The organism is Mycetocola spongiae (genome assembly GCF_020424085.1).
GTDB lineage: Bacteria > Actinomycetota > Actinomycetes > Actinomycetales > Microbacteriaceae > Mycetocola > Mycetocola spongiae.
The window spans coordinates 882417-895605 of sequence record NZ_CP080203.1; the positions used below are offsets into that span (position 1 = coordinate 882417).

The 13189-nt window shown below is 68.8% G+C and carries 13 protein-coding genes; 8 read left to right on the forward strand and 5 right to left on the reverse strand.

The window, feature by feature from the left end; genetic code table 11:
- The first annotated feature begins 72 nt into the window (after nucleotides 1-72).
- Together KXZ72_RS04120 and KXZ72_RS04125 are read left to right on the forward strand one after the other, a co-directional pair.
- Entirely contained in the window at nucleotides 73-1794 is a 1722-nt protein-coding gene (locus KXZ72_RS04120) for an AMP-binding protein (protein WP_226082470.1), read from the forward strand.
- A gap of 147 nt (nucleotides 1795-1941) precedes the next feature.
- A complete protein-coding gene (locus tag KXZ72_RS04125) occupies nucleotides 1942-2682 on the forward strand; it encodes an SDR family oxidoreductase (protein WP_226082471.1) in 741 nt (246 codons plus the stop codon).
- Here the strand turns inward: KXZ72_RS04125 and KXZ72_RS04130 are convergent.
- Nucleotides 2679-3215, reverse strand: a complete 537-nt coding sequence (locus tag KXZ72_RS04130; protein WP_226082472.1) for a hypothetical protein — start codon at nucleotides 3213-3215, stop codon at nucleotides 2679-2681. The two genes, KXZ72_RS04125 and KXZ72_RS04130, sit on opposite strands and share 4 nt — an antisense overlap.
- Before the next feature lie 117 nt (nucleotides 3216-3332).
- On the opposite strand from KXZ72_RS04130, the gene KXZ72_RS04135 reads away from it, so the two are divergent.
- From KXZ72_RS04135 to KXZ72_RS04150, 4 genes are all read left to right on the forward strand, one after another.
- Complete coding sequence (locus tag KXZ72_RS04135) at nucleotides 3333-4319, forward strand: hypothetical protein (RefSeq protein ID WP_226082473.1); 987 nt, start codon at nucleotides 3333-3335, stop codon at nucleotides 4317-4319.
- A gap of 9 nt (nucleotides 4320-4328) precedes the next feature.
- The gene (locus KXZ72_RS04140; RefSeq protein ID WP_226082474.1) at nucleotides 4329-4766 is read left to right on the forward strand and encodes a hypothetical protein; all 438 of its coding nucleotides are present in this window, start codon (nucleotides 4329-4331) and stop codon (nucleotides 4764-4766) included.
- Between the two features lie 120 nt (nucleotides 4767-4886).
- Complete coding sequence (locus KXZ72_RS04145; RefSeq protein ID WP_226082475.1) at nucleotides 4887-5069, forward strand: hypothetical protein; 183 nt, start codon at nucleotides 4887-4889, stop codon at nucleotides 5067-5069.
- Between the two features lie 67 nt (nucleotides 5070-5136).
- A complete protein-coding gene (locus KXZ72_RS04150; protein ID WP_226082476.1) occupies nucleotides 5137-6495 on the forward strand; it encodes an MFS transporter in 1359 nt (452 codons plus the stop codon).
- On the opposite strand, the gene KXZ72_RS04155 is transcribed toward KXZ72_RS04150, so the two are convergent.
- From KXZ72_RS04155 to KXZ72_RS04170, 4 genes are all read right to left on the reverse strand, one after another.
- On the reverse strand, nucleotides 6492-8303 hold the full coding sequence (locus tag KXZ72_RS04155; RefSeq protein WP_226082477.1) for a cation:proton antiporter: 1812 nt from the start codon (nucleotides 8301-8303) through the stop codon (nucleotides 6492-6494). The genes KXZ72_RS04150 and KXZ72_RS04155 overlap by 4 nt on opposite strands.
- 84 nt (nucleotides 8304-8387) lie before the next feature.
- Nucleotides 8388-8819 (reverse strand): bleomycin resistance protein, encoded by a 432-nt coding sequence (locus KXZ72_RS04160; protein WP_226082478.1) that lies wholly within the window; start codon nucleotides 8817-8819, stop codon nucleotides 8388-8390.
- A 21-nt stretch (nucleotides 8820-8840) separates the two neighbouring features.
- Nucleotides 8841-9644 (reverse strand): YidC/Oxa1 family membrane protein insertase, encoded by an 804-nt coding sequence (locus KXZ72_RS04165; RefSeq protein ID WP_226082479.1) that lies wholly within the window; start codon nucleotides 9642-9644, stop codon nucleotides 8841-8843.
- A 93-nt stretch (nucleotides 9645-9737) separates the two neighbouring features.
- The gene (locus KXZ72_RS04170; protein WP_226082480.1) at nucleotides 9738-10031 is read right to left on the reverse strand and encodes a DUF6412 domain-containing protein; all 294 of its coding nucleotides are present in this window, start codon (nucleotides 10029-10031) and stop codon (nucleotides 9738-9740) included.
- 499 nt (nucleotides 10032-10530) lie between these two features.
- On the opposite strand from KXZ72_RS04170, the gene KXZ72_RS04175 reads away from it, so the two are divergent.
- Together KXZ72_RS04175 and KXZ72_RS04180 are read left to right on the forward strand one after the other, a co-directional pair.
- A complete protein-coding gene (locus tag KXZ72_RS04175) occupies nucleotides 10531-12360 on the forward strand; it encodes a DEAD/DEAH box helicase (RefSeq protein WP_226082481.1) in 1830 nt (609 codons plus the stop codon).
- 144 nt (nucleotides 12361-12504) lie between these two features.
- Entirely contained in the window at nucleotides 12505-13164 is a 660-nt protein-coding gene (locus tag KXZ72_RS04180; RefSeq protein ID WP_226082482.1) for a DsbA family protein, read from the forward strand.
- The last annotated feature ends 25 nt before the right edge of the window (nucleotides 13165-13189 follow it).

Genomic DNA, 13189 nt, shown 5'->3' on the forward strand with positions numbered 1-13189 from the left:
CGAGTATATTGATCCGGAGGCGCGCGGAAGGCCAGGCCCCGCGCGCGGAAAAACAGGCAAGGACACATACCCATGACACCCTCATCGGCAACACAGGCCTATCGGGCCGCCCGCGATTTATTGATCTCCACCCGGGAGGATCGTGCCCGCGCCGAGGCCGAATTCTCCTGGCCCGACGTGGGCGACTCCTTTAACTGGGCCATCGACTGGTTTGACGTGATCGCCCGCGGCAATCACGGCCGCGCCCTCGTGATCGTGGAGGAGGACGGCTCGCGCACCGAGCGCAGCTTTGATGAGCTCGCGCGCCGCTCGGATGCCCTCGGCACCTGGCTGGCCGAGCTTGGCGTGGCCCGCGGCGATGCCGTGATGCTCATGCTTGATAACCAGGTGGAGCTCTGGGAGTCGATGCTGGCGCTACTGAAGCTCGGCGCGGTCATCGCCCCCACCACCACCGCGGTGGGCGGCAGCGATCTGATCGACCGCCTCGACCGCGCCGAGATCCGCCACGTGATCGTGGCCGCCGCGGATACCCATAAATTTGCCCATGCCCCCGGGGACTATACCCGGATCGCCGTCGGGGCGGGCGCCGCCGCGGGCTGGCGGGACCTCGCCGAGGGCCTCGCGGGTGAGGCCGCACCGCTGCCGCATCCCGGAACAGCCTCGACCGATCCGCAGCTGCGCTATTTCACCTCGGGCACCACGAGTCGCCCCAAGCTGGTGGAGCACAGCCAGGTGAGCTATCCCGTGGGTCACCTCAGCACGATGTACTGGCTGGGGCTGCGCCCGGGGGACGTGCATATGGCAATCAGCTCGCCCGGCTGGGCCAAGCATGCGTGGAGCAATTTTTTCGCGCCGTGGATCGCCGAGGCCACCGTATTTGTGTATAACTACGGCCGCTTTGATGCCGCCGCGCTGCTGCGTGTCCTGCGCGAGGAGCGCGTGACCACGTTCTGCGCGCCGCCCACCGTCTGGCGCATGATCATCCAGCTGGACCTGGGCGCGGGCCCCGGCGACCTGCGCGAGACCGTTTCGGCGGGCGAGCCGCTGAACCCCGAGGTGATTGAGCAGGTGCGCCGCGGCTGGGGCCGGGTCATCCGCGATGGTTATGGCCAGACCGAGATGACCGCGGTGGTGGCCAATCCCCCGGGCGCCGATATGCGCGATGGCTCGATGGGGCGGCCGCTCCCGGGCGCACCCGTGGTGCTGATCGACCCGATCGGCGGCCTCCCCGCGGAGGAGGGCGAGATCTGCCTGGATCTATCCACCCGCCCCGTGTTCCTGATGAGCGGCTATGTTGCCGATCCCGAGCGCAATGCCGAGGCCACGCGCGGCGGCTACTATCACACCGGCGATGTGGCCTCCCGGGATGCCGAGGGGCATATCACCTATATCGGGCGCACCGATGATGTGTTTAAGGCCTCCGATTATAAGATCAGCCCGTTTGAGCTGGAGAGTGTGCTGGTGGAGCATCCCGCGGTGGTTGAGGCCGCCGTGGTGCCCGCACCCGATCCGCTGCGCCTCGCGGTCCCCAAGGCCTATATTTCCCTGGCCGCGGGTTATCCCCGGAACGATGAGACGGCGCGCTCGATCCTGGCCTATGCGCGCGAGCGGCTCGCGCCGTTCCAGCGCCTGCGCCGGATCGAGTTTTTTGAGCTCCCCAAGACCATCTCCGGCAAGATTCGCCGGGTGGAGCTGCGGGAGCGCGAGGAGGCTGCCGCGCGCGGCGAGGTGACCTGCGTCGAGTGGCGCGATAGCGAGTTCCCGGAGCTGCGCGGCATCACCCAGGTGTCCTAGCGGCGGGGTTTCCCGGGGAAAAGCGCGGATAACGGCAAACTGTTTGCACTGATAACACTATGGTGTTATCGTGATTACAGCGGCGCCGATATCCGCGCTTTTCCGCCCCGGAAAACGCGCAAGCCGCGCCCCCGAAAGGAACCCCTCATGACCACATCCTCCTCCCCCCGCGTCGCCCTGATCACCGGCGGTTCCGGCGGCATCGGCCGCGCGGTGGCCGAACGCCTCGCCCGGGACGGCTTTGCCGTGGCCGTGCACTATGCCGGCAATCGCGAGCGCGCCGAGTCCGTGGTCGCGGCCATCACCGCCGCGGGCGGCACCGCGATTGCCGTGCGCGGCGATGTGGCCGAGGAGGCCGAGATGGCCGCGGCCTTCGCCGCAACCACCGAGGCCCTTGGCGGCATCGACGTGGTGGTAAATACCGCGGGAATCATGACGCTCGGCCCGCTCGCCGATTTTGACCTGGACGCGCTGGATCGCATGCACCGCACCAATATCCGCGGCACGTTTATCGTGGATCAGCACGCCGCGCGCACCGTGCGCGAGGGCGGGGCAATCATTAATTTCTCCACCTCGATCACGCGCCTGGCCCTGCCCGGCTATGCAGCCTATGCCGCCAGCAAGGGGGCCGTGGAGGCCCTGACCCTGGTGCTCGCGCGCGAGCTGCGCGGCCGCGATATCACCGTGAACGCGGTGGCCCCCGGCCCCACCGCGACCGAACTCTTCCTCAACGGCAAGGACGAGGCCACGATCGCCGGGATGGCCAAGGCCGCCCCGCTCGAGCGCCTCGGCACGCCCGCGGATATCGCCGAACAGGTGGCCTTCCTCGCGGGCCCCGCGCGCTGGGTGAACGGCCAGGTGCTCTATGTGAACGGCGGAATCGCCTAGGCCCCCGCGGGCGGATCGATCAGGAGCGCGATGCGCTCCGCCAGATAGTCCCCCAGATCGCGGGCCGAATCGGCGGGCGCATCCGCGCTCCAGCGCACCACGGGCAGCCCCTCGCGCAGGAAAAACACCCCGCGGGAGTGCGCGAGGCTGCGCTCGTCCAGATCCAGCACGGGCGCATCAAAATTTATGGTCTCGCCCTCGCGAAACGGGCCCCGATGCGCGGCGTCCCGATATTCGCGGCGGGTCTCGGCGGAGAGCGATTGATGCCCGGGCCAGCCCGGCGCAACGGCCCGCGTGGTGATACCCACGAGCCGCAGCACACCATCGGCCGAGAGTAAAAATACGCCCAGCCGCCACACCCGGCCGCGATCGATCAGGCGCGCCTTGCGGGTAATCAGGAGCTTCCTCTGCGCGGGGATAAACTCCCCCAGCGCCTCGGTGCGTGCCCCGGCCGCGGCCAGCCGCTCCACGGCGGCATCAAGGATGGCGCGCACGCGGGGATGTGGGTCGAGGATCCGGGGCTGTTCACTCACCCCTCGAGTCTAGGACCGTTCTTGCACCGGGTGCGACGGGCCCGCTAACCTCATAATCATGCTTTCAGGGGACCCGCTGCGCCATATTCTTCTCCTCTCGCCCCGCGGGATCAGCGCATGAGCACCCCCGTGCCGCGGGCCGCGCGCATCACGCTGGCCGCCGCAACACTCCTGCTGCCGGTGAGCGTGCAGCTGCTGCTGAACTCCGCCTGGTCGCCGGATCTCCCCGATCTCCTGCCCTCACACTGGAGCGGGGCGGGACCCGCGGATGGTTTTACCGAGGCCGCGGCGCTCTATCGCACGTGCCTGATCCTCGCGATGATCTGCACGGCACTGGGGCTCGCGGCGCTGATTCCCCGCACGCTGCCCCCGGGGGTGCGCCGGGGCGTGGTGGGTATTGCGGCCTCGGTTGCCGCTTGCGCCACCGCCACCTGGGCCGTATCCGCGGGGCTGACCCTGCTCGCCGGGGATCCGCGCACGGTGCGCCTCGGGGCGGGATTTCTGGTGGTCATGCTGGCGATCGTTTATGGGCTGCTGCCGGCGATCCTGCTGCCCCGGGAGGCCGCGGCCGAACCCGCTCGGTCGCGCCTGGAGCAGCCCCTCCCCGCACCGCCCGGAGACGTTTCCTCGCTGTCGGTGCGGATGATCTCCCCGGGGATGCTGGCGCTCGGGCTCGCGGTCCCGGCCGTCCTGATCCCCGTGACGCTGGGCACCTCCGCATCCGGTGCGCTGCTGCCCGTTGCCCTACTCGCCGCGGCGCTGATCCTGGCCTTCGCCGCGGTCAGGGTGCGCGCCGATCGCGATGGACTGCGGATCACCTCGGTGCTATTCCGATTCCCCGTGCAGCTCATACCCGCGGAGCGCATCGCCTCGGCCACCGCCGAGACGATCCTGCCCCGGGACTGGGGCGGCTGGGGTTATCGCATCCTCTCGGGCCGCTCGGCAATCATCCTGCGCGCGGGCCCCGCCCTGCTTATCACCCGCGGGAATGGGCGACTATTTGCGGTCACCGTGGACGGCGCCCCGGCCCTCGCGGCAATCCTGGAATCGGCTCGCCCCGCGGCCTCCCCGGAGACCGAAGACCCGCGCCCCCGCACCCCCTAGAATGCCGCTATGACTGTTATTTCTCGCGCGGGCGTCCTCGCGCTGACCGCGGCGCTGGCCCTGTCCCTGTCCGCATGCGGCTCCGCGGAGTCTCCGGCCCCGGACGCCTCGACCGCGGATACCCCCGCCGCCTCACCCACCGCGGAGGCCACCCCCGAGGCGGCCGCCGAGCCCTCGATCGAGAGCGTCCTGGAAATCCTGGGGGTGGGAGACTTCTCGCAGTCGCCCACCGTGGCGCCTTTTGCCACGCGCTGGGGTTCGGGAACGTTTGAGGGATCCCGGGTTCAGGTTTATGAGTTTGCCGATCAGGCAGCCTATGAGGGGTTCCTGGAGAGCGTGGAATCCTTTGGCATTACCCCCGAGCAGCTCATTCGCACCGGCAATATTGTGGTCTCCGTGGATGCCCCGGCCGGCCTCGAGAACGCGCGCGCCCTCCTCGCCGGCTAGGCGACGTTACGCGCCGTTAACACGACCGGAATCTCGCCGAGAACTCTCCGCACTAGCGTGAAGGGTGCAGCAAGGCTGCGTCCGAGTGCGACCCCACGGTCGCGGAGAGCGAGTCCCTGGATGCCCATTCCCCCACCCGAAACCCCCGCGTCGCATACGCCCCCGCCCCCGGCCCCGGCACCGCGCCGCGGCGGATCGGTGCTGCGCTATCGCCGCCCCGATGCGATCCCGTGGATGCGGGCCGCCGCGCGCTTTTCCGGCACACCCCGGGAACCCCGGATCGTCCCGGCGGAGCCGCGCTAGCCGCGGGGGTGGGCGCGGGCCGCCCGCCCGCATGCGGATGAGGGTCTCCGCCCGCTAAGCTCCTGTGGTGTCCTCCCTTTCTTCCCCCTCTCCGTCCCTGTTTTCCCGCGAATATCTGTGGGTGACCCTCGGCTCCTGCGCACTGGTGTTTTTGGGTGCCTTTGAGTCGATGGCGGTCACCACGATCATGCCCGTGGTGAGTGCCGATCTGGACGGGGCGGCGCTCTACGCCCTGGCATTTGCCGGCCCCCTGGCCACAAGCGTGATCGGGATGGTCATCGCGGGTAATTGGTCGGATCGCTCCGGCCCGGTCGGCCCGCTCTATACCGCCGGGGTGCTCTTTGTGATCGGCCTGCTCATCTCCGGCCTGTCCACCAATATGTATCCGTTTATTGCCGGGCGTCTTGCCCAGGGCCTCGGCTCCGGGGCGATCACCGTGGCCCTCTATGTGGTGGTCGCGCGCGCCCTTCCCCCGGTGCTGCACCCCAAGATTTTTGCCGGATTTGCCACCGCCTGGGTGCTGCCCTCGCTGGTGGGGCCCGTGGTGGCCGGGGCCGTGGCCGAGGTCTGGAGCTGGCACTGGGTATTCCTCGGCGTGGTGGGCCTCGTGGCCGCCTCGATGGCGATGGTGATGCCCACCCTGCGGGTGCTCGCCAAGGCCCCGCGCCCCGCGACCCCGGTGCCCTGGGACCTGCCGCGCGCGGCCTGGGCCGTGCTCGCCGCGCTCGCGGTCCTCACGCTGAGCATGGCCGGGGAGCTGCGACCCTGGGGTCCGCTGATCTCGCTCGGCGCCCTGATCGTGGCGCTGATCGCGGTGCGTCCGCTGCTGCCGCGCGGCACCCTCGGGCTGCGCCGCGGCCTGCCCGGGGTGATCCGCATGCGCGGCATCATCGCGGCGGCGTTTTTTGGTGCGGAGATCTATATCCCGTATCTGCTGGTGACCGATTATGATTTTTCTCCCACCGCGGCGGGCCTCGCGATCACCGGCAGCGCAATCAGCTGGGCGCTGGGTTCGGCCGCGCAGGGGCGCTTTGCCGATCGGATCAGCAATGCCGCGGCCACGCGTTTTGGCTCCTGGATGACGCTGCTGGCGATCCTCACGCTGGGCGTGACCGCCCTGCTGCATCTGAGCCCGGTAGTGGTGATCGTGGCCTGGACATTTGCGGGCGCGGGGCTCGGGACGCTGTATCCGCGGCTGAGCGTGCTCACGCTCTCCCATTCCACCGAGAAGGATCAGGGCTTTAACTCGGCCGCGCTGACCATCGCTGATTCCTTCGGAAGCGCGATCTCACTCGCGATTGCCGGGGTGATCTTCACGAGCGTGATTATCGCCGGGGTGGGTCCGTTTGCGCCGGTCTTTGCCTTTGCCGCGCTGCTCGCGGTCGCCGCGCTGGCGCTGAGCCCGCGGATCGCCGAGCGCGCCTAGGCGTGCGCGGGGCCTCCCCGCGCCTCCAGACTCATCTGATCGTTATCCAGCGTGGCCAGTGCGCTATTGAGCACCTCGGCGTCAAAAAGCCCGTCATCACGCACGTCCAAAAGGGCCTCGCGCTGGGCGCGGATAGCCGCGAGCTGCCGCCCCTTTTCGCGGGAGTGCTCGGGGTCCTCCCCCGCGTCGAGGCCGCGCTCGGCCAGGAGCGTGTCATAGTCGGCGCGGCCGCGCTCGGCGGCCTCGGCGAGGATCGCAAAGATCTCGGCATGCTCGGTGCCCAGCATCGGGTCCTTGGTCGCGGGCTTAACCCGGCGCACCACCCGGCCCAGCGTGCCACCCTGAATCAGCAGCGAGGAGGCTGCCACGAGGAACGCGATCAGGATGATCAGCGAGCGATGCGGGGCATTCTCGGGGATGGTCTGCGCCGCGGCGAGGGTCACGGCCCCGCGCATTCCCGCCCAGACGATCACGGTGCCCTCGCGCCAGCCCAGCGGGGCGGCGAGGAAATAATCGATATCGGCCAGCGCGCGGCGCAGCCGGGTGCGGCCGCGCGCGAGGCGCTCCGAGGATACGGCCGGGTCCGGGCCGCCGCGGCGCGCGGCCCCGCGCGGGCCCCCGGGGCGGGGTCCGGGCCCGGTATCGCGGCCGCTCAGCGAGAGGATCTCGCCGCCGGGGGCCGCTGAATCGGCGGCATCGCTCTCCGCGGCCGGGGAGATCTCCACCCGGCCCGGACCGCGGAAGCTCGCGAGCTTCTGCGGATCGTCCAGGACCTCCTGGATGCGTTCGATTCGCGGTTTCATCCGCTCGCCGCGGCGCGCGCGGCGACGCAGGCCGGCGATCAGCGGCGCCACATAGGCCGCCCGGATCAGCAGGGTGATCAGCAGCGCGCCCGCCGCAATCAGCGCCGCACTGAGAAATCCGTTATGTTCATCGGCCACCTCGATCAGGATGCCCGAAAGTTCCAGCCCCATGATCAGAAAAATGGTGCCCTCAAGCACCAGCTCCACGGTGCGCCAGTTTTGGGCATCCGAGAAGCGGTGCTGCGGCGAGAGGCGGCGGGCCGCCCCGTGCCCCGTGACCAGCCCGGCCACCACCGCTGCCACGAGGCCCGAGGCCCCCAGGAGCTCGGCGGGGATCGAGGCCAGGAAGGGCACGGTAAAGGACAGCACGGTATTTACGGTGGAATCGCTCACGCGCGCGCGGAGGGCCAGATTCACCCTGCCGATAATCACGCCGATCACGCTGGCCACCACCACCGAGAAGATAAAGCTCCCCACCACTCCCCAGAGTGAGACCGAGGCGGCGGCCCCCGCGATCGCTGCGCGCAGCAGCACCAGCGCGGTGGCATCGTTGAGCAGGCTCTCGCCCTCGAGCACCGCGACCACGCGGCCGCCCACGCCGGAGCGCTTCACGATTGAGGTGGCCACCGCATCGGTGGGGCTCACCACGGCCCCCAGCGCGATGCCCCACCACAGGCTCATATCCGGGATCACCCAGTGGAAGAAGAAGCCCAGGACCACGGCGCTGATGACCACCAGTGCCACCGAGAGTCCCCCGATCGCCGTGAACTCGCGTTTAAAGTCCATCGTGGGCATCGAGACCGAGGCCGAGTACAGCAGCGGCGGCAGAATCCCGGCGAGGATCCACTCCGGCTCGATGCTGATTGCGGGCACAAACGGCAGGAAGCTCACGCCGATACCCACCAACACCAGCAGCAGCGGGGTGGCCACGCCCACGCGGGGCCCAATCACGGTGGCCCCCGCGATGACCAGCAGCGCGAGGACAAGGATGATGATTTGTTCCATGAGGGGATCCTCTATAACGGTGACGATGGGGTGGAGGTTTAGGGTACCGCGCCGCCGGGGAGGATGCGCGTATCCCGTCGCGGGTTAGGCGAGGGGGCGCGAGCCGAGGGGCTGCGAAAAGCGCAGCAGATAGCCGTCGGGGTCCTGCACCAAAAACTGGTGCACCCCCGTCTCGCTCTCCCCGGCCCGATACCACTGCTCCTCGGGCTCGCGATAGAGCGCGATGCCCGCGCCGCGCAGCGCCGCCAGGATGGGTGCGCTCTCGGCCACGGTCATCTCGAGGTTCATTCCGCGGCCCAGGGGCGGCTCGAGGTGGCCCGTGACCCAGTTGCGGCCGGGGATGAGCTGCTCCAGCATCACCCGGATGCCGCCGCGCTGAAGATAGGCAAACCCCTCCTCGGGGCGGCTATAGCGCACGGAAAAGCCGCACAGGCCCACCCAGAACGCGAGGCTCGCCCGGATATCGGTGACCGTGAGCTCGGGAACCAGATAGGACTCCTCGGTGGTGGCTGTCATGGCGCTACGGTACCACCCGGATCAGGCGGATACCGCGGCGGGACCGCTGGCCTCGCGCTCGGCCCGGGCCCCGAGCACGCGGCGCAGGATGAGCCGCTCGGCGAGGGTCCAGGTGCTGGTCAGCGCCAGATAGATTCCGGCGGCCAGCGGCACGCTCGCGGCAATCACCACCGTGAGATAGGGCATCCAGCGCATGGCCTTCATCAGGCCACCCAGGTCAGGCATCGCCGGGGCGCCGGGAGCCGGGGTGGGCGGCGTGGGCGTGGGGGCCTGCGGCGGGGCCAGATAGCGGCGCTGCAGCTCGGCGATCACGATCATAAACCCGAGCAGGGCCACATAGATGAGGATCCGCGGCCAGGCGTCCCCGCCGCCGAGCAGGGTCGGGAGGTTATGGCTCAGCGGCAGCCCGCCGAGGGTGGCCTGAAGCAGCTCATTGGGTCGATCGTGGATGGTGGGTTTAATAAACAGCCCGTAGATGGCCGAGAGCACCGGGATTTGCAGCAGCAGCGGGAGGCACCCGGCGAGCGGGGAGGTGCCCTCGCGCTGATAAAGCTCCATCGTTTTGCGCTGCAGCGTCTCGCGGTTTTTATATTTTTTCTGCAGCTCCGCGATCATCGGAGCGAGGCGTTTGCGGCTGATCTCCGCCTTCACCTGGGAGCGCCCCACGGGGATGAGGGCCGTGCGAATCAGCACGGTGAGAATGACCAGGGCGAGGGCCGCGGAGGCCTCGCCGGCAAACGGGGTAACAAATTCCTGTAGCCGGGAAACCAGCCAATACGCCCCATCTAGCAGTAGCGCGATGGGCGGGAACGAATAAAGGTCCATGGGTATATCAATCCTGTGATCAAACGGGTGGGGGTTCCGTATGGTCACCGATTAACGCCGTACCCGGGCGGGCAGCGCGAGGCTCGGGGCGTCTTAGGCGACCGCGAGGGGCGCCGTGGGCGCTCGCGGACGCGATTTACCCGCCGCATTGGGATCGCTCTGGCTCGGAACGCGATAGCTATTTTCGCGATGGCGGAGCCGGTTGCGCATCGAGGAGGCCACGATAAAACCCATCGCGGGCAGCACCTTCATTGCACACAGGGTGAGCGTGAGCATCAGCAGGCCCACCACGCCGGTGGCGGCCAGCGCGCCGAGGGACTGGGCGTTGATGAACTGGTCCATCAGCACCGTGAGGTAGTGGCCGATGATTCCGAACTCGCGAAGCATGGTGTTCCCCCTTTCCCGGAGCGTGTGATTCTCACAGCATACCCGCCCGCCGCGCCCGCCGGGACGGGCGGCCCCTGCCGGCCTCGGGCCCCCGATCGCCCCGGCGCGTCGCCGCCGGGGGCGGTGCGCGGGGGTCAGCATAGGACATCCCGGGGCCGCGCGGCGACACCCCACGCCCAAACTCGCAGCGCCCGGGCAACTCATTCGGAGAGAAATCGGCGCCGCCCGGCGCGCCCACCCGACCCCGGGCCGACCCCGGGCGCGTCCCCCGTTCCGGCGGCAGCGGATGGCGCATCGCCTGCAAAAATCCCCCGGCTTTGCGCGGAATCTCGCGGAAATATCCGCGTAAATTGCGGGCCCGGGCGCGGTCGCGGGGCGGGCCGTGGCCGCGGGAAACCCCGGTTTGCAGTCAGCACAATTACCGCCCGGGATCATTTTTGATCAAAAAGCGGGACGGTATGGCCGCACGGGGACGGCCGCGAGCGACTATCGTTAGAGTATGACATCCCCTGACAACACGCCGCACGGCGAGGCAGACACTGCCCGCGCAGCACAGACTTTCACCGAGCTTGGCCTCGATGACGCCGTACTGAAGGCACTCAAGGACGTCGGGTACGAGACCCCCTCGGCCATCCAGGCCGCCACCATTCCTCCGCTTCTTGCCGGTCGTGACGTTGTGGGCCTGGCCCAGACCGGAACCGGAAAGACCGCAGCCTTCGCGCTGCCGATTCTCTCGCGCCTCGATGCCACCCAGAAGACCCCGCAGGCCCTCGTGCTTGCTCCCACCCGCGAACTGGCCCTTCAGGTCTGCGAGGCGTTTGAACGCTATGCAGCCCACCTGAAGGGTGTGCGCGTGCTCCCCGTTTATGGCGGACAGGGCTACGGCGTTCAGCTCTCCGCGCTGCGCCGCGGCGTCCAGGTTGTGGTGGGTACCCCCGGCCGCATCATGGACCACCTCAATAAGGGCACGCTGGACCTGTCCGAGCTGAAGTACCTGGTGCTGGACGAGGCCGATGAGATGCTCAAGATGGGCTTCGCGGAGGACGTCGAGACCATCCTGGCCGATACCCCGGACGATAAGCAGGTGGCCCTGTTCTCAGCCACGATGCCGCCCCAGATTCGCCGCATCTCGAAGAAGTACCTGAACGATCCCGAAGAGATCACGGTCAAAAATAAGACCACCACCTCGGTCAACACCACGCAGCGCTATCTGGTGGTGGGCTACCCGCAGAAGGTGGACGCCCTGACCCGGATCCTCGAGGTGGAAAACTTCGAGGGCATGATCATCTTCACGCGCACCAAAAACGAGACCGAGACCCTCGCCGAGAAGCTGCGTGCGCGCGGCTATTCCGCGGCGGCCATCAACGGTGACGTGGCCCAGGCCCAGCGTGAGCGCACCGTGAACCAGCTCAAATCGGGCAAGCTTGATATCCTCGTGGCCACCGATGTGGCGGCGCGTGGTCTCGACGTGGAGCGCATCAGCCACGTGGTGAACTTCGATATCCCGATCGACACCGAGTCCTATGTGCACCGCATCGGTCGCACGGGTCGCGCCGGCCGTTCCGGTGTGGCCATCTCCTTTGTCACGCCGCGCGAGCGTCGCCTGCTCACCGCGATTGAGCGCGCCACGCGCCAGCCGCTCGAGCAGATGCAGCTGCCCAGCGTGGATAACGTCAACGCCACGCGCCTCACCCGCTTTGATGACGCCATCACCGAGGCGCTGGGTCAGACCAGCCGGATCGAGCGTTTCCGCGAGATCATCGGCCACTATGTGGAGCACCACGACGTACCCGAGGCCGATGTGGCCGCGGCCCTCGCCGTGGTGGCCCAGGGTGAGACCCCGCTGCTGCTCTCGGCCGAGGACGAGCGCGCCCAGCAGCGCCGCGATCGCGACGAGCGCGACCGCGAGCGCACGGCCCGCACGGGTGAGCGTCGCGATGACCGCGGCCCGCGTAAATTTGATCGCGATGACCGCGGGGCCCGCAGCGAGCGTCCCGAGCGTCGCCCGCGTTCCAGCGAGCGTCCCATGTCCTCCTATCGCATCGCGGTGGGCAAGCGCCAGAAGGTTGAGCCGCGCCAGATCGTGGGCGCCCTCGCCAATGAGGGTGGCCTGAGCCGCGAGGACTTCGGCGCGATCCAGATTCGTCCCGATTTCTCCCTCGTGGAGCTGCCGGCCGATATGCCCGGTGATGTGCTGGGCCGCCTGGAGAATACCCGCATCGGTGGCAAGCTCATCGAGATCCGCCCCGACCGCGGGGCCCCGGCCCGCCGCTCGTTTGACGACGACCGCGGCGACCGTCGCCCGCCGCGTCGCAGCTACGACCGCTAGGTCCACGCGCCCCGCGCGCCCGCGTTTCCCTCGGCTCCCGTTTCGGGAGAGGATGGGAGGCGCGGGCGCGTTTTTTCTGCCCGAAACCGGCCCCGCCGCGGGCCCCGCCCTCCCCTGCCCCCGAGATCCCCCGGAGACACCCTCATGAGCCCCTCTGCCCGCCGCATCACCCTGATCACCGCGATCCTCTGCGCCCTCATCGCCGGCGTGCTCGCCGTGATCGTCCTCACCCGCCCCTCCGCGCCCGCGGCCGAGCCCGGTGCGACGCGGCCCTCCGCGGTGGATGCGTCCAGCCATGTGCTCTCCTCCGCACCCAATGAGCGGGTCGTGGTGGTGGAGTTCCTCGATTTTGAGTGTGAGACCTGTGCCGCGTTCCACCCGATCGTGGAGCAGCTGCGCACCGATTTTGCCGGGGAGGTCACGTTTGTACAGCGCTATTTCCCGCTGCCGGGACATAAAAACTCGATGACCGCTGCCCTCGCCGCCGAGGCGGCCGCGGGCCAGGGCCGGCTGGATGAGATGTCCACGCTGCTCTTTGAGAGCCAGGAAACCTGGGGCGAGAAGCAGGACAGCGAGGCCGCCACGTTCCGGCAGTTCGCCCAGGACCTTGGCCTGGACATGGCCGCCTATGATGCGGCGGTGGCCGATCCCGCCACGCGCGAGCGTGTGATCGCCGATATGGACGCGGGCAAGATGCTCGGCGTCACCGGCACCCCCACGTTTTTTGTGAACGATGAGCCCGTGCATCTCACGGCCTTCGGCGATATTCGCGCGGCCATCGAGGCTGCCCTCGCCGGGCACTAGCCCCGGCGGCGCCCCGCGGCCCCGC